Raw genomic sequence first — 20,121 nt, forward strand, 5'->3', positions numbered from 1 at the left:
GCGCCCGTCGGCCCCGGCCGGGGCGTACGACGGCGGTGCGGGCGGCCGCTCGGGCGGCAGCGGCGCGGAGGCCGGGCTTCCGCTCCCGCCGCTCCCGGAGGGGCGGGAGGAGCCGGACGCGGGCCGCGAGGAGCGGGCCACCTGGTTGCGCCCGCTGCGCTTGCGCTCGATGAGGGCGACCGCGCCGCCCGGCAGCCACGCCGAGGCCGTACCGCTGTCGTCGGCGTTGGAGGCGAACAGATGCGGGGCGAGCTGCGACTGCAGATCGGCCGGGGACGGCCGCCGGTCGGCCTCCATCTGCATGCACGACTCGATGAGCGGGCGCAGCTCGTCCGGCAGCCCGGTCAGGTCCGGCCCCTCGCGCAGCAGCATGAACACGGTCTCGACCGGGTTCGCGCCGTGGAAGGGGGCGTGCCCGGTGGCCGCGAAGGTCAGGGTGGAGCCGAGCGAGAAGATGTCGCTGGCGCCCGTCACGCTGCGCGAGTCACGCGCCTGCTCGGGCGACATGTAGGCGGGCGTGCCCACGGCGACGTTGGTCATCGTCAGCCGGGTGTTGGAGACGCCCGAGGCGATACCGAAGTCGATCACGCGCGGGCCGTCCTCGACGACCAGCACGTTCGACGGCTTCAGGTCCCGGTGCACCAGGCCCGCGCCGTGGATGGACTGCAGCGCCTCGGCGACCCCGGCCGCCAGCCAGCGCACCGCCTGGGCCGGCATCGGCCCGCACTCATTGACTATTTCCTCGAGCGACGGCGCGGGGACGTAGGCCGTGGCGAGCCAGGGCACCGCGGCGCGCGGATCGGCGTCCACGACCGCGGCCGTGTAGAAACCGCTGACCGCGCGGGCCGCCTCCACCTCGCGGGTGAAGCGGACGCGGAACAACTGGTCCTCGGCCAGCTCGGTCCGGACCGTCTTGATCGCGACCCGTCGGCCGGACGCCGAACGTGCCAGATAGACGAGCCCCATGCCGCCCGCGCCAAGCCGGCCCAGCACCTCGAAGGGACCGATCCGCCTCGGATCGTGCTGCGTCAGCTGCTCCACCACTTGCCTGCCACCTCCCCGTGGGGGCTTGAAAAAATACAGCCCCGTGCAGCGTCTCACCGACAAACCAACCGGCGGCACGCATCCTGCATTCTCTCTGGCGAAGGCGGCGGTTGCGAACCCGGGGGCAATTCGTCGTGTCATCGGGCGATACGGAGCCGGAGCCCGTCCGGTTCGACCGCCCGGCCGCCGGACCGCCCTCAGTCCCGCCCCGCCCTGTTCTCCCTTGCTCCTTCGGTCCCCCGCGAGGTGTCGATGACCGCGAATTGCGCGCCCTGATTGTCCGCAAGGACCGCGAAACGCCCGTACGGCGTATCTTCGGGCTCATTGAGAACCCGCCCGCCCAGCCGCTGGGCCGTACGCGACGCATGATCGCAGTCCGCCACCACAAAGTACGTCAGGAAGTGCGCGGGCAGTTCGGCCGGGTGCGGCTCGCCGAGCACGACCCGTCCGGCGACGGCGTGGCCGGGTCCGGCGGGCTCGCCGCGCGGTGACCACAGCAGGACGTCGGCGGGGCGCTTCGGCCCGGGTCCGGCGGATTCAGCGGGCCGCGCCTGGTATCCGAAGACCGTCCGGTAGAAGGCGTCCACCACCCGCGGCTCCCGGGTGTGGACCTCGGTCCAGCCGTAGCTGCCGGGTTCGCCCCGGCGGGCGAAGCCGCGGTGGGTGCCCGTCTGCCAGAGCCCGAAGACCGCGCCACCCGGGTCGGCGGCGGTCGCCATGACGCCGAGGTCGTCGATCCACCGGGGCGCGACGATCACCCGGCCGCCCGCCTCGCGGATCCGGGCGGTGGCCGCGGCGGCGTCCTCGGTGGCCAGGTAGACGTTCCAGACGGTGGGCATCCGGCCGTCGGACTTGGGCACCAGGGCCGCGACGTCCTCACCCCCGAGCCGGGCCCAGGTGTACGGGCGGTAGCCCGCGCCGCCCTCGGCGAAGGTCCAGCCGAACAGCTCGCCGTAGAAGCGGCGGCCCGCCGCGACGTCGGGCAGCATCGCGTCCGCCCAGCAGGGCACGCCTTCCACGCACTGGACCATGACCCGAGTCCTCCCGCGTCCTCCTGTTCGCGGCCTTTACCGCGTTTGCCACGCTAACGGGGGATCGTCCCGGATGCCCGCTCCGGAAGTCGAAATATTTGGCCAATCCTTGGTCCGCGGCGCCGGGCCCCGGGCCGGTCATCCACGCTTCTTATCCACAGCCTGTTGATAACACGGTTCACCCGCATGGCGGAGCGGCGAGAAGCGGCTTGACGGCGTACGAGAGGTCATCGGATGGGGCCGGAATCAGCCATTCCAGGCTGCCGAGGAGGACTCACAAACCCTCTCAACCCGCACGAACCCCATTTGCACGCAGTCGAATCGCGCTTCGATCACCCCTCGGTAAGCTGACGGCATGACAGGACAAGTACGCACCGTCGACGGTCGGGTGGCCGGTCGTCGCGGGCAGGCGACGCGGCAGAAGCTGCTCGACTGCCTCGGCGAGATGCTCAGCACATCCCCGTACCGAGACGTCAAAGTCATCGATGTCGCCCGTAAGGCAGGCACCTCACCGGCGACGTTCTACCAGTACTTCCCCGATGTGGAGGGCGCCGTCCTCGAGATCGCCGAGGAGATGGCGAAGGAGGGCGCGGGCCTGACCGAACTGGTCGCCGGGCGCTCCTGGGCCGGCAAGTCCGGCGCCACCGCGGCCGACGAGCTGGTCGACGGCTTCCTCTCGTTTTGGCGCAAACACGACGCCATTCTGCGCGTGGTCGACCTCGGCGCGGCCGAGGGGGACAAGCGGTTCTACAAGATCCGCATGAAGATCCTCAACTCCGTCACCAACTCCCTGACGGACGCGATCAAGGAGCTTCAGTCCAAGGGCCGGTACGACAAGGACGTCCAGCCCGCCGCCGTGGCGGGCTCGCTCGTCGCGATGCTGGCGGCCGTCTCCGCCCACCAGAAGGGGTTCCAGAGCTGGGGCGTCAAGCAGGGCGACCTGAAGCCGAGCCTGGCGCTGCTCGTGCATCTGGGGATCACCGGCCGCAAGCCGCCGAAATAGCGCCGCGGCGCTCACCACGGCGCCCGCGCGCCCGTACGCGCCCCCGCGCACATCCGCGCGCCGACGCCGGGCCGGGCCCGGTCGGCGGGCCAGCACGTCCTGTCATGTCACGGCGGGCCACTCGACACGAGTGGCCCGCCGCGGCCGTTTCGGGCGCGGGGCCCCGGTGGCTCCGCCCCCCTTGGCCGCCTCACGATTCCGGCCCGGACCACGGCTCCACCGGCTCCAGGCGGAACAGCCGGATCCGGCGCTCCACCCGCGCCTGATAGCTCGCGTACGGCGGCCAGAAGGCCACCACCGCCGACCAGGTCCGCTCCCGCTCCGGGCCCTCCAGCAGACGGGCCCGGACCCGGATGTCGCGGCCCCGCCAGCTGATCTCCGCGTCCGGGTGGCGCAGCAGATTGGCCGTCCAGGCGGGGTGGCCGGGGCGGCCGAAGTTGCTGCCGATCAGGATCCAGCCGCCGTCCTCCTCCGGCATGCAGGCCAGCGGCGTACGGCGGGGCAGCCCGGACTTCGCGCCGCGCGCCGTGAGGATCACGCTGGGCAGCATCCGCGCGCTCGGCAGCACCCGGCCGCGGGTCAGCCGGTGGACGGCCCGGTCGAGGGCCGGGACGACGCGCGGGGCGAGCCGCGCGAAGGCGCGCCCCGACGACACCTTCTGTACCAGCCGCGTCATCCGCGCCCCCGGCGGCATCAGACCGTCACCGCCGCGGCGGTGGCCGGTGCGAACAGCCCGTCCCGGTCGGCCGCCCGCGCCCGCAGCCGGTGGGCGGGGCCGAAAAGCAGCTCGTCGGAGGCGGCCCGCTTCAGGTACAGATGCGCGTCGTGCTCCCAGGTGATGCCGATGCCGCCGTGCAGCTGCACCGCCTCGCCCGCGGCCGCCCGCTGCGCGTCCAGCGCCGACGCGAGCGCCAGCGGGCCCGCGACCGGGGCCTCCGGCCCGTCCGCCGCCCACGCCGCGTAGTACGCCGCCGACCGGGCCGCCCGCACGGCGACGTACACATCGGCCAGCCGGTGCTTGACCGCCTGGAAGGAGCCGATCGGGCGGCCGAACTGCTCCCGCGTCGTGACGTGGTCGACCGTACGGGCCAGGGCCGCGTCCGCCGCGCCCACCGCCTCCGCCGCCAGGACGGCCGCCGCCGGGCCGCCCAGTCCGGCCAGCGCGCCCGCCACGTCCGCGCCGTCCTCGCCCAGCAGCTCGGCCGGGACGTCCCGCAGCTCGACTCGGGCCTGCGGCCGGGTCTCGTCCAGCGCGGTCAGCCGGGTGCGGACCAGCCCGGCCGCCCCCGCCCGCACGGCGAAGACCAGGGTGCGGCCGCGCGTATAGCCCCCGGCGCGGGCGGCGACCAGCAGCAGCTGGGCGCTGTGCCCGTCCAGCACCTGCTCCACCTGCCCGTACAGCCGCCAGCCGCCGTCCCGGACCCGGGCCTGGACACCGCCCGCGCGCCCGCCGCCCGCCCAGTCCGCCTCGTCGCGGCCGCCGGGCTCCCCGTCGAGCCCCAGCGCCCGGGACAGCGCCCGGCCCGGCACCGCGAGCGCCGCCGTCAGCTCGCCGCCCGCGATCCGCGGCAGCAGCCCGGCGCGCTGCGCGCCGGTCCCGAGGGCCGTGATCAGGGGCGCGGCGAGCACGGCGGTGGCCAGCAGCGGCGAGGGCAGCAGCGCCCGCCCGGTCTCCTCGCAGGCGAGCGCCAGCTCGACGGTCCCGCAGCCGACGCCGCCGTACGCCGTGGGCAGGGCGAGCCCCGGGAGGCCCAGCCGCCGCGCGAGTCGCCCCCACAGTGCCTCGTCGTATCCGGCGGCGGTGCGCACCGCCGCCTTGACCTCCACGCCGCCGCACCGCCCCCGCAGCAGCTCCCGCAGGGTGCGCCGGATCTCCTCCTGCTCCTCGCTGAGCGCGGCATCCATCGGACGACCCACCTCCCGTTCCTGACGCCCAGTCATACTAGCGCAGCAATCTGATGTACCGTCAGATTCATGACGCCTGCCCCTCGTAAGGTCGCCGTCGTCGGCGTCGCCCTCGCCGACTGCGGTCGCGTCGACGGCCCCACCCCGTACACCCTGCACGCCCAGGCCGCCCGCCGGGCGCTCGCCGACTCCGGCCTGGACCGCTCGGTGGTGGACGGCTTCGCCTCGGCGGGGCTCGGCACGCTGGCGCCCGTGGAGGTGGCCGAGTACCTGGGGCTGCGGCCCGGCTGGACCGACTCGACCGCCGTCGGCGGAGCCACCTGGGAGGTCATGGCGGCGCACGCGGCGGACGCCATCGCCGCCGGGCACGCCCGCGCCGTCCTCCTCGTCTACGGCTCGACCGCCCGCGCCGACATCCGGGCGGGGCGCCGGACCGCGAACCTCTCCTTCGGGGCGCGCGGCCCGCTGCAATTCGAGGTCGCGTACGGCCACACCCTCGTCGCCAAGTACGCGATGGCCGCGCGCCGCCATATGCACGAGTACGGCACCACCCTCGAACAGCTCGCGGACATCGCCGTGCAGGCGCGCGCCAACGCCGCGCACAATCCGGACGCGATGTTCCGGGAACCGATCACGGTCGAGGACGTGCTGAGCGGGCCGATGATCGCCGATCCCTTCACCAAGCTGCACTGCTGCATCCGCTCGGACGGCGGCTGCGCGGTGCTGCTGGCGGCCGAGGACCTTGTCGCGGACACGGCCAAGACCCCGGTGTGGGTGCTGGGCTCGGGCACCGCCGTCTCGCACTCCGCCCTGTCGGAGTGGGACGACTTCACCGTCTCGCCCGCGGCGGCCTCCGGGCGCGACGCCTTCGCGCGGGCGGGGGTGCGGCCGGAGGAGATCGATGTGGCTCAGCTGTACGACGCGTTCACCTATATGACGCTGGTGACCCTGGAGGACCTGGGTTTCTGCGCCAAGGGCGAGGGGGGCGCGTTCGCCTCCGGGGGGCGGCTGACGCTCGGCGGCGCGCTGCCGGTCAACACCGACGGCGGCGGCCTGTCCGCCTGCCACCCCGGAATGCGCGGGCTGTTCCTGCTGGTCGAGGCGGTACGGCAGCTGCGCGGCGAGGCGGGGACGCGGCAGGTGCGCAAGGCGGGCGGGCGGCTGCCGGAACTGGCCGTGGCCTCGGGGACCGGCGGCTGGTTCTGCTCCTCCGGCACGGTCGTGCTCGGCCGCGGCTGAGCCGGGGGCTCCTCCCCTTGCCCGCACCGGCGGCGGGTGATCGGATGGGGACCCCATGAGCGACGTACCTGATGACGCGGCCGACGACCGGGCCGAGACCCAGGCCTTCCGGGAACTGCTGCGCGGCTTGCGCGTCCCGCACGCGGCCGAGCTGCCCGTGTTCGACCCGGCGCGGGCTCCGGACGCGCCGCTCCCGCTGTTCCGGCGGTGGCTGCGCGAGGCCGCCGAAGCCGGCGAACCGGGCCCGCACACGATGATGCTCGCCACCGCCGGCGCGGACGGCCGCCCGTCCCTGCGCACCGTGATGCTGCACGACGCCGACGCCCGCGGCTGGCACTTCGGCACCCACCGCACCAGCCGCAAGGGCCGCGAGCTGGCCGAGCACCCGTACGCGTCGCTTGGCTTCCACTGGATGCTCCCCGGACGCCAGGTCCGGATCAGCGGGCGCGTCACGGAGGCCGGGCCCGAGGCGAGCGCGGCCGATCTGCGCGGCCGCTCCCCCGCCGCGCTGGCGGCGGCGCTGGCCGGGGCGGGACGGCAGAGCGCGGTGCTCGGTTCGTACGAGGAGCTGGAACGGGCCTTCGCGGACGCGCGACAGCGGGCCGGGCGCGAACCGGACGCCACCGCGCCCACCTGGACGCTGTACGTCCTGGAGCCGGACGAGGTGGAGTTCTACCAGGAGGAGGCGCGGCGCCGGCACGTCCGGCTCCGCTACCGCCGCGCCCCGGAGGAACGCGGCGGCTGGCGGCGCGAGTTGCTGTGGCCCTGAACGTCCCCCGGTCCTGAACGTCCCCCGGCCCTGAACACCCCCCGGCCGTGAACGCCCCCTGATCAGGCCAGCCGCACCGGCAGCGCCCGGTGGCCGTTGACGATGACCGACGGGGAGCGCTCCAGCGGCCCGTCCGGGTCGGCGAGCCGCAGGCAGGGGAAGCGGGCGAAGAGTTCCCGCAGCGCGATGGTGGTCTCCAGCCGGGCGAGCGCGGAGCCCGGGCAGCTGTGCGGGCCGTGGCCGAAGGAGGTGTGCCGGGGGCGGCGGGCGATGTCGAACCGGTCGGCGTCCGCGCCGTGCTGGGCGCGGTCGCGGCCCATGCCGCCGTAGGAGATGACCACGCCCTCCCCCTCGCGGATCAGCGTTCCGGCGACGTCGATGTCCTCGGTGGCGAAGCGGAAGAGGAAGTTCAGCGCCGGGGAGTCCAGCCGCAGGCTCTCCTCGACCACGTCGTCCCAGTCGTAGCGGCCGCTGTGGACGAGTTCGAGCTGTGCGGGGTCGCCCAGCAGCGACCGCACGGCGTTCACGATCACATGGACGCTGGTCTCGTGCCCGGCGGTGATCATGACCTGGATGGTGGCGATCAGCTCCTCGACGGCCTCCTGCGACGGGTCGTCGCCGAGTTCCGACAGCAGCGCGCTGGTGAGGTCGGCGCCGGGTTCGTCGCGCTTGAGGCGGACCAGCCGGGCGATGTAGTCGTACAGCCCCTGGAGGGTGGCGTGGACGGTCTCGGGGGCGGCGTTGTCGTCGAAGAAGCTGTCGTACAGCTTCCGCAGCGGCCGGTGCCACTCGACCGGCATGCCGAACAGCTCGCCGACCACGGTGATGGGCAGCGGGAACGCGAAGGTGTCCTTGAGGTCCACCACCCCGCCGGAGCCCTCCGCCGCGGCGGCCTCCGCCGTCCGGTCGAGCAGCTCGCGGGTGATCTCCTCGACGCGGCCGCGAAGGGCCTCCACCCGCTGCGGGGTGAACTCCCGGGCCACCGGGCGGCGCAGCCGCCGGTGCTCGGCGCCGTCCGTGCTGACCAGCGAGGGTCCCAGGTCGACCAGGCCGATCAGCGGCCAGTCCGCGGGGATCTCACCGCGCGTCCAGGGACCCCACTGGCCGATGTCCTTCACGAAGCGGCTGTCGCGCATCACCTCGCGCGCGGGCGCGTCATGGGTGACGGCCCAGGCGGACACCCCGCCCGGCAGCTCGACCCGGACCACGGGCCCGGCTGCGTAGAGGAGTTCGCTCTCCTCGGCGGAGCTGCGGATCGTCGGATCGAGCACGAGGGGTCGTTCCTCGGTCGGTCCCATCGTTTCCTCGGTCAGTCCCATCCGAAGCCTCCGGTGTATGAGTGGGCGGGCGTATAGGTGACGGGCAGCGAGGTCAGGCCGCGCAGCCAGGGCGAGGGGCGCCATCGCAGCTCGTCCGCGGGCACGGCCAGCTCCACGTCCGGAAGGTGCTCCAGCAGCGTCTCGACGGCGGTGTGGGCGACGACCTCGGCGATCCACTGCCCCGCGTACGGGCACCGGTGTTCGCCGTGGCTGTACGACATATAGGCGTTGTGGCCCTCCGGCCCGGCCGCCCCGGCCGCCTGCGGACGGATATAGGGGTCGGTGTTGGCCCCCGCGAGCCCGAGCAGCACCAGGTCCCCGGCCGGGACGCGGGTCGCGCCCAGCACGGTGTCCTGGGTGGTGAAACGGCCCGCGAAGATCTGCACCGGGGTGTGGTCGCGCAGCACCTGGTGCATGGCCTGGCGGACCGAGCGGCGGCCGCCGCCCATGTCGGCCGCGTAGTCGTGGTCGGTGAGCAGCAGCCACAGGGTCATGCCGATCCAGTCCGTACAGGGCTGGTGTCCGGCGAGGGTGAGGACCATCAGGTCCTCGACCACCTCCTGGTCGGTGAGACCGGCGTGGTCGGCGAGCATCCGGGAGGTGGCGTCCGGCCCGGGGTCCCGGCGTTTGCGGGCCACCAGCCGCTCCATGGTGTCGCGCACCTCGATCTGCCCGCGCAGGGCGTCGGGGCCGCCGTCGACCATGTCGTTGATCGCCTTCACCAGGGTGACGCCCTCGGAGTCGGACAGGCCGAGGACGCGGCTGAGGGCGAGCACCGGCAGCGGATGGGCGTAGTCGGCGATCAGATCGGCCCCGCTGCCCTCGCTCAGCTTCTCGATCAGACCCTGCGCGAACGACTGCGTCGCGTCCTGCATCTGATTGAGATCGACCGCTTCGAGGGCGGATCCGACCGCTCCGGCGCGCCTGCGGTGGTCGTCGCCCTCCCGGTACAGCAGCGATCCGTTGTCCTCGACCATCGGACGCAGCGGCCAGTCCGGCGGGATCTGCGGCCACAGCCGCCAGCGGGCCGAACCGCGCCCGAACACCTTGGTGTTCTCGGTGACGCGCAGCAGTTCGCGGTAGCCGAGGACCAGCCAGGCGGGGACGCCGCCGGGGAGCAGCACGGGGGCGACCGGGCCGTAGGTGTTCCGCAGTTCCCGGTACACCTCGGCGGGCGTGTCCTGGAAGCGCGGGCCGAACAGCTCGACGGCGTCCTCGTGGGACGCGGGCTGCTCGATGGGGGGCTGGGCGGACTCCGGCGGGGCGGGCTCCGGTGGGGCGGGTTCGCCGCGCGGGCCCGGCTCGTCCGGTGCGCCTGGTGCGCCGGGTGCGCCGGGTTCGTCGGATGGTGAGGTCGGCTGGGTCACGAAGCGGCCTCCTGGGCGGCGGACAGGGTGTGGAGATGGTCGAGCAGCGCCACCAGGACGTCCTTGCCCGAGGTGTGGGAGCGGGCGTCACAGGCGACCAGCGGTATCCCGTCCGCGAGGTCGAGCGCGCCGCGTATGGCGTCCAGGGTGTGGTCCGGGCTGTCGTCGAAGCGGTTGTGGGCGACGACGAACGGCATCCCCTTGCGCTCCAGGTGGTCGATGACGGGGAACGAGTCCGCCAGCCGCCGGGTGTCCACCAGGACCACCGCCCCCCAGGCGCCCAGGAACAGGTTGTCCCACAGGAACCGGAAGCGGGTCTGCCCGGGGGCGCCGAACAGATACGTCACGATCCGCTCGGTGACGCTGATCCGGCCGAAGTCGAAGGCGACCGTGGTGGCCGTCTTGCCCTCCACTCCGGCCACCTCGTCGATCCCCACGCCCTTCTCGGTCATCACCGCCTCGGTCGTCAGCGGGTCGATCTCGCTGACGGCCCGGACGAAGGTCGTCTTGCCGACGCCGAAGCCGCCGGAGATCACGATCTTCACCGCGTCGCGGGCCGTATCGCTCAACGGGGCCTCGACATCGGCCGTCTCGTCGACCGTCTCAGAGATTTTTGAGTGCAACGAGCACCTCTCGGACCAGGCCGGTATCGGGCAGCCGGGGCCGTGCCGGGGTGGCGGCCCCGGCGCCCCGCGGGGCCGGCCGCCCGGCGCCACCGGCCCCGCTGCTGGGATGGCGGACCGAGATCCGGCCCTCGGCGAGCAGATCGGACAGCAGGATCGCGACGACGCCCACGGGCATGCGCAACCGCGCGGAGACCTCCACCAGCGCCATCGGATGGCGGCACAGCCGCAGGATCTGAACCGCCTCCGGGGCCATGCCCGCGGCCGGTTCGGACTCGCTGACGACCAGTGACACCAGATCGAATTCCGTGTACGCGCGGCTACGTCCCCCTGTCGCGGCGAACAGCCGGTCCGGCTGCTCATGGACGTCCCAGCGCATCATGCCGTCGCGCCGCCCTCCTCCCCGGGCACGCGCTGCGGCGAGGTGATGTACGAGAGGAGCCCGTCGACCAGGACGGACATGCTGTTGCCGACGATCCCCGGGTCGGCGTCCTCCCGGGCGAGCACCGCGAGATGGGCGCCCTCGCCCGCCTCGACGGTCATCAGCACCGCACCGCCGACCGCGACCAGGGAGTGCTCCACGCTGCCGGTGCCGTCGCCGAACTTGGTCGACACCGTTCTGGCCAGGCTCTGGATCCCGGAGGCGATGGCGGCCAGCGTCTCCGCCTCGGACCGGCTCAGATCGGAGGACTGGGTGATCACCAGTCCGTCGTTGGACACCGCGAGCGCGTGCCGCGCCCCGGGAGTCTTCGCCAGCAGGGCGTCGAGCTTCCAGTCGAGATCGCTTGGGTTCATGAGGTCGTGCCTTCCGAGCGTGGTGTCGTGCGAGTGCGGTCCTGCTTGACGGCGGTGTGGAACGAACCGAACCGGTTCCCCGCCTCCGCGGGCTTCTTGCGTACGGGGGGTGGCGGCGCCGGTGGCTCGGCGCCCCGCTCGGTGCCGGTCTCGACCTGCTTGCGCCGGCGCCTCGGCAGCCCCTCGGGGGTGAGCGGATGGGCACCGGACCGCTCCTCGGACGGCTCTTCGGACCGCTCTCCGGACGGCTCTTCGGGCCGCGACCGTGACGGCGGCCTGCGGGAGGGGAGCGGGGGCGCGGCGGTGTGGTGGCCGACGGCGTCGTGGCCGGACGCCTCGTGGCCGGGCGCCTCGTGGCCCGGGGCGTCGTGGTCGGGGGCGTGGTGATCGGCGCGGGGCTCGGTGAGCAGCTGCTGCGGGATCAGCACGGTGACCGCCGTACCGCCGGTCGCGGACGACTGGTACCGCACGCGCAGCCCGAACTTACGGGCGATCATGCCCACCACCAGCAGACCCTGCCGGGTGCCGGACAGCTTCAGCATGCTCGACGGGTCGTCGGCGACCGCCTGCTGCGCACGGGCGAGCATGTCGGGCCGCATGGCGAGGCCGCTGTCCGCGATCTCGACGGCCAGCCCGCGCGGAACCTCCTGGACGTAGACGTTCACGAGGGTGGAGGGCGGCGAGAAGCTCACCGCGTTGTCGATCAGCTCGGCGAGGAGCGTGATCACCTTCTCGGCGGCGGCACCGACCACGGCCTGTTCGCTGGTGCAACGGATCTCGACCCGCTCCAGCCCCTCGATACGGGAGGTGGCGGCGCGCAGCACCCGCCAGATCACGATGGGCCTGGGCCAGTGCTTGCCGGACAGCGCGCCGGTGAGGACGGCGACGCGGTCGGCCATCCGGCCGGTCTGCGAGGTGGTGCTGTCGAGCTGGAAGAGGTCGTCGAGGGCGTCGGCCTCGTAGCGGTCCTGCATCTCCCGCAGCCGGGCGAGGTTGCCGGCGACCAGCGCCTGGAGACGCCCGGCGATGCTGCGGAACGCGGCCACCATCTCGGTGCGCTTCTGCCGCTCCCGGGACAGTTCCCCGCCCACGGTCCGCAGCAGGTCGCGCAGCGGGCCGGTGGCGGGCTGCCCGATACCGGCCAGCGCCTCCTCCACCGGGACCCGGCCGCGCAGCTGCTCGACGAGGGCGGGCAGCGCGGTGCCGACGGTGTGGCCGAGGTCCCGCTCGGCCGCGGCGGTCCGCTGGGCGGACGCGGCGGCCTGCTGTTCCGCGGCGGCGGCCCGTCGCTCGGAGGCGGCGGCCCGCTCCCTCAGCTCGCGGACCTCGGCTTCGGCGCGCTCGGCGGCCAGCCGGTTCGTTTCCGCGATGGCCCCGGCCTCGGCGGCCCGTGCCTCGGCCTGCGCCGCCCGGAACTCCAGCGCCCGTAAGGCCATCGCGGCGCGCGCGAGGGCCGCGCCGCGGTGGGCCGCCGCCGCGACCGCGGCGCTCACCAGCGCCCCGGCCACGACCGCGCACCCGATCACCGCGGGTCTCGCCGCGCCGGGCGCGGCTGCCGCCGTCGCCCACCCGGCGAGGCCGAGCACGGGGACCGTCACCAGGAGGCCGAGAACGGCCCTCCTGGCGGGTGAGTCCCACCGGTGGACACGCGACCGCTCGCGCTGATCGGGGTGTATCGGAGTCATCGATTCCTCGCGGCCGGGAGGTGAAGCAGGCAACAGCCGCCGGGCGCCTCGGGCATGGCTCGGAAGAGTAAGTCCTCGGTAAAAGGCGGAAGTTAGGCGGTCAGTCTAGGCACCTGGCCGAGTGATTGTTCAAGATTGATCATCAAATTATTTTGCTCGCAGATGAGAATTCGGCCTGATCATTCAGACAGCGGCCGGAAGACGGGGACGGCCGGGGCCCCGTCGGCGAGCGACCGGAAGGCGACGCGCAGCCGCATACCGGCGCGCAGCCCGTCCGCGGGGTGGTCGACGATCCGGGTCATCATCCGCGGCCCCTCGGCGAGATCCACGACGGCGGCGGTGTACGGAACCTGGGCGCCGAACGGCGGGAGGTCGTTGCGGTGCACCTCGGACCAGGCGTAGAGGGTGGCGGCGCCGCTCGCGTCCTCCCAGGCGACGTCCTCGCCCCAGCAATGCGGGCAGAACTCGCGGGGGTAGTGGTGGGCCCGGCCGCAGCCGGCGCAGCGGCGGATCAGCAGCCGCCCTTCGGCGGCGGCGTCCCAGTAGGGCCGGGTGAAGGCGTCGGGTTCGGGCAGGTCGAAGCGGGGCGCGGCGGAGGCGTCGGGGCCGCTCATGCGCACACTCCTTCCGGCCGCCGCACGGCGGCGCGCCGCTCTACACCTGACGGCATATCAGTTTCCGGCGGTGGGCCGGGGGCGCGCAAGGGGCGGTCCGCCGGTGGGACACCCGGCCCACCGCGCCCGTGACCGATCCGCAACCGATTCGGAATTCCTTTGACCGAAACCCGTCAAGCAGCGGACTACGCTCGCCACCATGGCCGACAGTCTCCCCGCGAGATCCCCCTCACCCGTCTATGTGATCGGCGGCGGGCCGGGCGGGCTCGCCACCGCCGCCGCGCTGGGCGCGCGCGGCATCCACGCCGTGATCCTGGAGAAGTCCGATACGGTCGCCGCCTCCTGGCGGGGCCACTACGACCGGCTGCGCCTGCACACCACCCGCCGCCTCTCCGCGCTGCCCGGGCTGCCGATCCCGCGCGCGTACGGGCGCTGGGTCGCCCGGGACGACGTGGTGCGCTATCTGGAGCGGTACGCGGAGCACCACCGGCTGGAGATCGCCACGGGCGTGGAGGTGACCCGGATCGACCGGGCCGGCGACGACACCGGCTGGGTGCTGCGGGCCGGCGGCGGGCGCGAACTGCGCTCGCCGGTGGCCGTGGTCGCGACCGGCTACAACCACACGCCGCGGCTGCCCGACTGGCCGGGCCTGGACACCTTCACCGGCGAGCTGCTGCACGCCCACCGCTACCGCAACGCCCGCCCGCACGAGGGCCGGGACGTGCTGGTGGTGGGGGTCGGCAACACGGGCGCGGAGATCGCGGTCGACCTGGTCGAGGGCGGCGCGGCGCGGGTGCGGCTGGCGATTCGCACCGTGCCGCACATTCTGCGCCGCTCGACGGCGGGCTGGCCCGCGCAGCGCACCGGCATCCTGGTGCGGCGGCTGCCGCGGGGCGCGGTGGACCGGGCGGCGCGGGTGATGTGCCGCCTGAGTATGCCGGATCTGTCCGCGCACGGACTGCCGTGGCCGGACACCGGGCTCTACACCCGGGTGCGGCAGGGCGCGATCCCGGTGCAGGACGTGGGACTGGTGGACGCGGTGCGGACGGGGCGGGTGGAGGTGGTCGCCGCGGTCGAGTCGCTGGATCAGGACAAGGTGGTGCTGGCCGACGGCTCGCGCATCGGCCCGGAGGTGGTGATCGCGGCGACCGGCTACCGGCGCGGGCTGGAGGACCTGGTCGGGCACTTGGGCGTACTGGACGACCGCGGGCATCCGCTCGCCCACGGCAGGCGGACCCTGCGCACCGCACCGGGTCTGTTCTTCACCGGCTATACGAACCCGATCAGCGGCATGCTGCGCGAACTGGCCCTGGACGCGAGGAAGATCGCCGGGACGGTGTCCCGCACGACGGCTTGATTTCGCCGCCCGCCCGGCGGCGTGAGCACGCCGCCGGGTGGGCACGCTCTTGTTGCCGTTGCGCCGTACCGCCGGTAACGGCACACCGTCACCCTGCGTGTTCTCCGTGCACCGAGCATTCCTGACAGTCCGTCAGCTCTGTAGCCTGACTACTCAGTAATGTGACTGGGCGTCAGTTACCTGGTTATTGGCCAACGAGCAGGAGTGGCGGATACCCAATGCTTGGATCGACTCACGGCACCCTCACCACCAACTCCCGTCACGCCCGCGCCGTCGCCTGCGGGCGGCCCCCCGGCCCCGCCGTGCACGTCCACAGCAGCGGCGCCTCGGCCCCCGACGACGCCGAGGACCTGGACGTCAGCGGCCGGCCGCTGCACTCCGACGTCCCCGACCTGGACCGCTTCTTCCGCCCCGAAGCGGTGGCCCTCATCGGCGCGTCCGACACCGAAGGCCGCCCGGGCACCGGCATCACCCGGCAGCTCCTCGCGTGGGCGACACGCGTCGGCGCCCGGCTGCACCCCGTCCATCCCTCCCGTCCGGCCGTCTTCGGCCTCCCCTGCGTCCCCTCCGTCGCCGAACTGCCCGAACCCGTCGACCTCGCCGTCCTCCTCGTCCGCGATCCCCTCCCGGTCATCGAGGAACTGGCCCAGGTCAAGGTCAAGTTCGCCGTCGTCTTCGCCTCCGGCTTCGCCGAGACCGGCGCCGAGGGCGCCGCCGCCCAGGCCCGGCTGACCGCCGCAGCCCGCCGCGCCGGGCTGCGGCTGCTGGGTCCCAACACCAACCTCAACGCCTTCGAGGAGTTCCGCGACGACCTCGAAGGGCCCGCCATCGCCCTCATCACCCAGTCAGGCCACCAGGGCCGCCCCCTCTACACCCTCCAGGAACTGGGCATCCGGCTCAGCCACTGGGCCCCCACCGGCAACGAGGCCGACCTGGAGAGCGCCGACTTCCTCTCGTACTTCACCACCCGCCCCGAGGTCGGCGCCATCGCCCTGTACGCGGAAGGGCTCAAGGACGGCCGCGGCTTCCTCCTCGCCGCCGACCGGGCCGCCCGCGCCAAGGTGCCCGTCGTCGCCGTCAAGGTCGGCCGCACCGAGACCGGCGCCCGCACCGCCGCCTCCCACACCGGCAAACTGACCGGCGCGGACACCGTCGTGGACGCCGCCATGCGCCAGTTCGGCGTGATCCGGGTGGACGGCTTGGACGAACTCCAGGACACCGCCGCGCTACTCGCCCGCGCCCGGCCCCCGCGCGCCGAGGGCGTCGTGGTGTATTCGATCTCCGGGGGCACCGGCGCCCACGTCGCCGACCTCGCCACCGCGGCCGGGCTCCCGATGCCCGTCCTCTCCGCCGAGAAGCAGGCCGAACTCCACCAGTGGATCCCCGCGGACCTCGGCGTCGCCAACCCGGTCGACAACGGCGGCCACCCCGTGGGCGACTGGCGCGGCCCGAAGATCATCGACGCGATCCTCGCCGACCCGGCCGTGGGCGTGCTGATCTGCCCCATCACCGGCCCGTTCCCCCCGATGAGCGACAAGCTCGCCCAGGACCTGGTGGACGCCGCGGAACGGACCGACAAACTCGTCTGCGTGGTGTGGGGCTCCCCCGTCGGCACCGAGGACGCCTACCGCACCACCCTCCTCGGCTCCTCCCGCGTCGCCACCTTCCGCACCGTCGGCAACTGCCTCACCGCCGTCCGCGCCTATCTGGGCCACCACCGCTTCACCGCCTCCTACCGCTCGCCCTTCGACGACGCCCCGCGCACCCCCTCCCCGTCGATGCGCAAGGCGAGCGGACTGCTGCGCCCCGGCCAGCGGCTGAGCGAACACGCCGCGAAACAGCTGCTGCGCGCCTACGGCATCCGGGTGCCGCGCGAACAGCTCGTCACCAGCGCCGCCGCGGCCGTCCGCGCCGCCGGACTCGTCGGCTACCCCGTCGTCATGAAGGCGTCCGCGCCCCAGCTCGCCCACAAGACCGAACTCGGCCTGGTCCGCCTCGGCCTGACCTCCGCCAGCCAGGTCCGCGACACCTACCGCGAACTCACCGACATCGCCCGCTACGAAGGCGTCGAACTCGACGGCGTCCTGGTGTGCCAGATGGTCGAGCGCGGCGTCGAAATGGTCGTCGGCGTCACCCACGACAGCCTCTTCGGGCCCACCGTGACCGTCGGCATCGGCGGCGTGCTCGTGGAGGTGCTGCGCGACACCGCCGTCCGCGTCCCCCCGTTCGGCGAGGACCAGGCCCGCGCCATGCTCGCCGAACTGCGCGGCCACGCCCTCCTCGACGGCGTGCGCGGCGCGCCCCCGTGCGATGTGGACGCCCTGGTCGAGGTCGTGCTGCGGGTGCAGCGCATGGCCCTGGAACTCGGCGACCAGCTCGCCGAACTCGACGTCAACCCCCTGATGGTGCTGCCCCGCGGCCAGGGCGCGGTGGCCCTCGACGCGCTGGCGGTCTGCCGCTGAGCGCCCGCACGCCGCTGACCGCCCGTACGCCGCCGAGCGCACGCGCCGCGCCCACAGCCTGAGGAGCCTTCCCATGACGTCTCCCTCCCCCGAAGAAGTGCTCGATTCCGTTGTACGGCACGCCACTGACAACGGGGTCGCCTGGATCACCCTCGACCGCCCCTCCGCCCTCAACGCCCTCACCCCCGACCAGCGCGAACGCCTGATTCTCCGGCTCGATCAGGCCTCCGCCGACCCGGCCGTGCGGGCCGTCGTGCTCACCGCCACCGGCAAGGGCTTCTGCGCGGGCGCCGATCTGCGCGGCACCCCGTCCGCCCCGGCCGAGCGGATCGCGGGCGACGTCGCCCGGCTGATCCGCGGCGGGGCGCAGCGGCTCATCACGGCCGTACTCGACTGCGAGAAGCCCGTCGTCGCCGCCGTCAACGGCACCGCCGCGGGGCTCGGCGCCCATCTCGCGCTCGCCTGCGATCTGGTCCTGGCCGCCGAATCGGCCACCTTCACCGAGGTCTTCGTGCGCCGCGGTCTCGTTCCCGACGGCGGCGGCGCCTACCTCCTCCCCCGGCTGATCGGCCCCCAGCGGGCGAAGGAGCTGCTGTTCTTCGGCGACGCGCTGCCCGCCGCCGAGGCCGAACGGCTGGGGCTGGTCAACCGCGTCGTCCCGGACGGCGAACTGGCCAAGACCGCCCGCGCCTGGGCCGAACGCCTGGCAGCGGGCCCCACCCGCGCCCTCGCGGCCACCAAGGCGCTGGTCAACGCCTCGCTGGAGTCCGGCCGTGCGGCCGCCTTCGCCGCCGAGGCGGCCGCCCAGGAGACCAACATGACCACGGCCGACGCGAACGAGGGCGTCCGCGCCTTCGTCGAACGCCGCGCGCCGGTCTACCGGGGCCGCTGAGCCGGCCGCCGGAAGAGAGAAGGAACGACGAGGAGATGCGAAAACCATGATGGGACACGCCGGAATGGCCGCCACCGCCGTCCGCTATCTGCGCTCGGCCGGTTCGCCCACCACCGCCGGGCCACCGCCGCCGCCCCAGCCCGGCGCGCGCCGCGCGCTGCGCGCCGTACAGGAGGATGAGCGCCCGCCCCTGGCCCCGGCGGAATTCCGCCGGGTCCTGGGCCACTTCGCGAGCGGCGTCACCGTGATCGCGACCACCGACGAGGCGGGTCCGACGGGTTTCGCGTGCCAGTCGTTCACGTCGCTGTCCCTCGACCCGCCGCTGATCGCCTTCATGGTGGCCCGTACGTCCACGACCTGGCCCCGCATCGCCCGCAGCGGCGTCTTCTGCGTCAGCGTCCTGGGCGCGGCGCAGGCCGAGTTGTGCCGGTCGTTCGCGGTCAGCTCCGCGGACCGGCCGGACAAGTTCGCCGGTGTCCCCTACACCCCGTGCCCCGTCACCGGCTCCCCCCGGCTCACGGGCGCCCCGGCCTGGATCGACTGCACCGTCCACACGGTCCACACCGGTGGCGACCATCTGGTGGTGGTGGGCCGGGTGTGCGCCCTGGACACCGACGAACAGGCGGCGGCCGCCGGCCCCCTGCTCTTCCACCGCGGCTCGTTCACAGGGCTGGCGCCGGGGCGGTAGCGGCACCGCGCCGGATCATCAGCGCCATCAGCGCCGCCACCGCGCACAGCCCGCCCGCGCCGTACCAGACCAGGTCGTACGACCCGAAGGCGTCCCGCGCCATGCCCCCGGCGAATGCCACGAGCCCCGCGCCCACCTGGTGCGACGCCAGCACCCACCCGAACACGATGGCGCTGTCCTCCCCGTACCACTCCCGGCACAGCGCGATCGTCGGCGGCACGGTGGCCACCCAGTCGAGTCCGTAGAAGACGATGAAGAAGATCATCGGCGGACGCACCGCGTCGTCCAGGAGCAGCGGCAGGACCATCAGGGACAGCCCGCGCAGCGCGTAGTACACGGCCAGCAGCCGCCGCGCGTCGAACCGGTCGGTGAACCAGCCGGAGCCGATCGTCCCCACGATGTCGAAGACGCCGATCACCGCGAGCAGGCCCGCGGCCGCCGTCACCGGCATGCCGTGGTCGTGCGCCGCGGGCACGAAGTGGGTCTTGACCAGGCCGTTGGTCGAGGCGCCGCAGACCGCGAACGTCCCGGCGAGGAGCCAGAACGTACCGGTCCGCGAGGCCGAGACGAGGGCCGTCACCGCGCGCCGTGCGGCGCCCCGCCGCGGGGCGGGCCTGGGTGCGGGCGGGCCGTCGGCCCCGTACGCGGTGAGCCCGACGTCGGACGGGTAATCGCGCAGGAGCAGCACCACGCACGGCACGATGGCGAGGGCGGCGACCGTGACGACCATGGCGGCGGGCCGCCAGTCGTGCTGCCGCTCCACGATCCAGGAGAGCAGCGGCAGGAAGACGAGCTGGCCGGACGCCCCGCCCGCGGTGAGGACGCCGGTGACCAGGCCGCGCCGCGCGACGAACCACCGGTTGGTGATGGTCGCGGCGAAGGCGAGCGCCATGGCCCCGCTGCCGAGGCCGACGAGCACGCCCCAGCACAGGATCAGCTGCCAGGGGGACGTCATGAAGACCGTCAGGCCGCCACCGACGGCGATGACCGTCAGCGCGGCGGCGACGACCTGACGGACGCCGAAGCGGTCCATCAGGGCGGCGGCGAACGGCGCGGTGAGCAGGTACAGCGCGAGGTTGACGGAAACGGCGAAGCCGATGGTGCCGCGCGACCAGCCGAACTCCTCGTGCAGCGGGTCGATCAGCAGTCCGGGCAGGGAGGCGAATCCGGCCGCCATGGTGATCGTCATGAAGGCGACGGCGGCGACCAGCCAGGCCCGGTGCGGGCGGCGTACGCGGGCCCGGCCCGGCTTCTCGTTCCGTCCGGGGGCCTGGGGACGTTCGGTTGTCTGCGTCACCGGACCAGCATCGGGCGGCGCCTTCCCGCGA

General features: G+C 73.8%; 19 protein-coding genes. 7 read left to right on the forward strand and 12 right to left on the reverse strand.

The window, feature by feature from the left end:
• A partial coding sequence (locus tag ABZ562_RS22935) for a serine/threonine-protein kinase (RefSeq protein ID WP_361482731.1) occupies positions 1–1,044 on the reverse strand: 1,044 nt, incomplete at its 3' end.
• 197 nt (positions 1,045–1,241) lie between these two features.
• Positions 1,242–2,075: a VOC family protein gene (locus ABZ562_RS22940; protein ID WP_361482734.1), complete on the reverse strand. Its 834-nt coding sequence runs from the start codon at positions 2,073–2,075 to the stop codon at positions 1,242–1,244.
• Between the two features lie 355 nt (positions 2,076–2,430).
• On the opposite strand from ABZ562_RS22940, the gene ABZ562_RS22945 reads away from it, so the two are divergent.
• A complete protein-coding gene (locus ABZ562_RS22945; RefSeq protein WP_055557345.1) occupies positions 2,431–3,078 on the forward strand; it encodes a TetR family transcriptional regulator in 648 nt (215 codons plus the stop codon).
• A gap of 190 nt (positions 3,079–3,268) precedes the next feature.
• Here ABZ562_RS22945 and ABZ562_RS22950 read toward each other — a convergent pair whose 3' ends face one another.
• Both ABZ562_RS22950 and ABZ562_RS22955 read right to left on the reverse strand, forming a co-directional pair.
• A complete protein-coding gene (locus ABZ562_RS22950) occupies positions 3,269–3,754 on the reverse strand; it encodes a nitroreductase family deazaflavin-dependent oxidoreductase (RefSeq protein WP_361482737.1) in 486 nt (161 codons plus the stop codon).
• Positions 3,755–3,771: 17 nt separating this feature from the next.
• Positions 3,772–4,983, reverse strand: a complete 1,212-nt coding sequence (locus tag ABZ562_RS22955; protein ID WP_361482740.1) for an acyl-CoA dehydrogenase family protein — start codon at positions 4,981–4,983, stop codon at positions 3,772–3,774.
• Between the two features lie 69 nt (positions 4,984–5,052).
• Here ABZ562_RS22955 and ABZ562_RS22960 point away from each other — a divergent pair, with 69 nt between their 5' ends.
• Together ABZ562_RS22960 and ABZ562_RS22965 are read left to right on the forward strand one after the other, a co-directional pair.
• Positions 5,053–6,222 carry an acetyl-CoA acetyltransferase gene (locus ABZ562_RS22960; RefSeq protein ID WP_361482743.1) on the forward strand — a complete coding sequence of 390 codons (1,170 nt, stop codon included), beginning with the start codon at positions 5,053–5,055 and terminating at the stop codon, positions 6,220–6,222.
• 55 nt (positions 6,223–6,277) lie between these two features.
• Positions 6,278–6,991, forward strand: coding sequence for a pyridoxal 5'-phosphate synthase (locus ABZ562_RS22965; RefSeq protein ID WP_361482746.1), 714 nt, complete (start codon positions 6,278–6,280; stop codon positions 6,989–6,991).
• A 62-nt stretch (positions 6,992–7,053) separates the two neighbouring features.
• On the opposite strand, the gene ABZ562_RS22970 is transcribed toward ABZ562_RS22965, so the two are convergent.
• The 7 genes from ABZ562_RS22970 to ABZ562_RS23000 form a co-directional block, all read right to left on the reverse strand.
• Positions 7,054–8,262, reverse strand: a complete 1,209-nt coding sequence (locus ABZ562_RS22970; protein WP_361482749.1) for a cytochrome P450 — start codon at positions 8,260–8,262, stop codon at positions 7,054–7,056.
• A gap of 38 nt (positions 8,263–8,300) precedes the next feature.
• Positions 8,301–9,548, reverse strand: a complete 1,248-nt coding sequence (locus tag ABZ562_RS22975) for a cytochrome P450 (protein WP_361483081.1) — start codon at positions 9,546–9,548, stop codon at positions 8,301–8,303.
• A gap of 125 nt (positions 9,549–9,673) precedes the next feature.
• Complete coding sequence (locus ABZ562_RS22980) at positions 9,674–10,300, reverse strand: ATP/GTP-binding protein (protein WP_361482752.1); 627 nt, start codon at positions 10,298–10,300, stop codon at positions 9,674–9,676.
• Positions 10,281–10,682 carry a DUF742 domain-containing protein gene (locus tag ABZ562_RS22985; protein ID WP_361482755.1) on the reverse strand — a complete coding sequence of 134 codons (402 nt, stop codon included), beginning with the start codon at positions 10,680–10,682 and terminating at the stop codon, positions 10,281–10,283. Before ABZ562_RS22985 ends, ABZ562_RS22980 begins: the two co-directional genes overlap by 20 nt.
• Entirely contained in the window at positions 10,679–11,095 is a 417-nt protein-coding gene (locus ABZ562_RS22990) for a roadblock/LC7 domain-containing protein (protein WP_361482758.1), read from the reverse strand. Before ABZ562_RS22990 ends, ABZ562_RS22985 begins: the two co-directional genes overlap by 4 nt.
• Positions 11,092–12,780: an ATP-binding protein gene (locus tag ABZ562_RS22995; RefSeq protein WP_361482761.1), complete on the reverse strand. Its 1,689-nt coding sequence runs from the start codon at positions 12,778–12,780 to the stop codon at positions 11,092–11,094. The genes ABZ562_RS22990 and ABZ562_RS22995 overlap by 4 nt, the downstream gene beginning before the upstream one ends.
• Before the next feature lie 179 nt (positions 12,781–12,959).
• Complete coding sequence (locus tag ABZ562_RS23000) at positions 12,960–13,394, reverse strand: Zn-ribbon domain-containing OB-fold protein (protein ID WP_361482763.1); 435 nt, start codon at positions 13,392–13,394, stop codon at positions 12,960–12,962.
• Between the two features lie 199 nt (positions 13,395–13,593).
• Here ABZ562_RS23000 and ABZ562_RS23005 point away from each other — a divergent pair, with 199 nt between their 5' ends.
• From ABZ562_RS23005 to ABZ562_RS23020, 4 genes are all read left to right on the forward strand, one after another.
• Complete coding sequence (locus ABZ562_RS23005) at positions 13,594–14,751, forward strand: NAD(P)/FAD-dependent oxidoreductase (protein ID WP_361482766.1); 1,158 nt, start codon at positions 13,594–13,596, stop codon at positions 14,749–14,751.
• A 218-nt stretch (positions 14,752–14,969) separates the two neighbouring features.
• Positions 14,970–17,213, forward strand: coding sequence for an acetate--CoA ligase family protein (locus ABZ562_RS23010; protein WP_361482769.1), 2,244 nt, complete (start codon positions 14,970–14,972; stop codon positions 17,211–17,213).
• A gap of 73 nt (positions 17,214–17,286) precedes the next feature.
• A complete protein-coding gene (locus ABZ562_RS23015; protein WP_361482771.1) occupies positions 17,287–18,105 on the forward strand; it encodes an enoyl-CoA hydratase-related protein in 819 nt (272 codons plus the stop codon).
• A 64-nt stretch (positions 18,106–18,169) separates the two neighbouring features.
• Positions 18,170–18,793, forward strand: a complete 624-nt coding sequence (locus ABZ562_RS23020) for a flavin reductase family protein (RefSeq protein ID WP_361483084.1) — start codon at positions 18,170–18,172, stop codon at positions 18,791–18,793.
• Here the strand turns inward: ABZ562_RS23020 and ABZ562_RS23025 are convergent.
• Positions 18,768–20,090 carry an MFS transporter gene (locus tag ABZ562_RS23025; RefSeq protein WP_361482773.1) on the reverse strand — a complete coding sequence of 441 codons (1,323 nt, stop codon included), beginning with the start codon at positions 20,088–20,090 and terminating at the stop codon, positions 18,768–18,770. The genes ABZ562_RS23020 and ABZ562_RS23025 overlap by 26 nt on opposite strands.
• Positions 20,091–20,121 lie beyond the last annotated feature (31 nt).

The organism is Streptomyces sp. NPDC019937 (genome assembly GCF_040631655.1).
Taxonomy (GTDB): Bacteria; Actinomycetota; Actinomycetes; order Streptomycetales; family Streptomycetaceae; genus Streptomyces.

Bases quoted from the DNA above. Each gene is read 5' to 3' on its own strand.
- ABZ562_RS22990 (WP_361482758.1), bottom strand. From the start codon at position 11,095: ATGAACCCAAGCGATCTCGACTGGAAGCTCGACGCCCTGCTGGCGAAG.
- ABZ562_RS22945 (WP_055557345.1), top strand. From the start codon at position 2,431: ATGACAGGACAAGTACGCACCGTCGACGGTCGGGTGGCCGGTCGTCGC.
- ABZ562_RS22960 (WP_361482743.1), top strand. From the start codon at position 5,053: ATGACGCCTGCCCCTCGTAAGGTCGCCGTCGTCGGCGTCGCCCTCGCC.
- ABZ562_RS22940 (WP_361482734.1), bottom strand. From the start codon at position 2,075: ATGGTCCAGTGCGTGGAAGGCGTGCCCTGCTGGGCGGACGCGATGCTG.
- ABZ562_RS23020 (WP_361483084.1), top strand. From the start codon at position 18,170: ATGGCCGCCACCGCCGTCCGCTATCTGCGCTCGGCCGGTTCGCCCACC.
- ABZ562_RS22950 (WP_361482737.1), bottom strand. From the start codon at position 3,754: ATGACGCGGCTGGTACAGAAGGTGTCGTCGGGGCGCGCCTTCGCGCGG.
- ABZ562_RS22995 (WP_361482761.1), bottom strand. From the start codon at position 12,780: ATGACTCCGATACACCCCGATCAGCGCGAGCGGTCGCGTGTCCACCGG.
- ABZ562_RS22955 (WP_361482740.1), bottom strand. From the start codon at position 4,983: ATGGATGCCGCGCTCAGCGAGGAGCAGGAGGAGATCCGGCGCACCCTG.
- ABZ562_RS23000 (WP_361482763.1), bottom strand. From the start codon at position 13,394: ATGAGCGGCCCCGACGCCTCCGCCGCGCCCCGCTTCGACCTGCCCGAA.
- ABZ562_RS23015 (WP_361482771.1), top strand. From the start codon at position 17,287: ATGACGTCTCCCTCCCCCGAAGAAGTGCTCGATTCCGTTGTACGGCAC.
- ABZ562_RS23005 (WP_361482766.1), top strand. From the start codon at position 13,594: ATGGCCGACAGTCTCCCCGCGAGATCCCCCTCACCCGTCTATGTGATC.
- ABZ562_RS22985 (WP_361482755.1), bottom strand. From the start codon at position 10,682: ATGATGCGCTGGGACGTCCATGAGCAGCCGGACCGGCTGTTCGCCGCG.
- ABZ562_RS22965 (WP_361482746.1), top strand. From the start codon at position 6,278: ATGAGCGACGTACCTGATGACGCGGCCGACGACCGGGCCGAGACCCAG.
- ABZ562_RS23010 (WP_361482769.1), top strand. From the start codon at position 14,970: ATGCTTGGATCGACTCACGGCACCCTCACCACCAACTCCCGTCACGCC.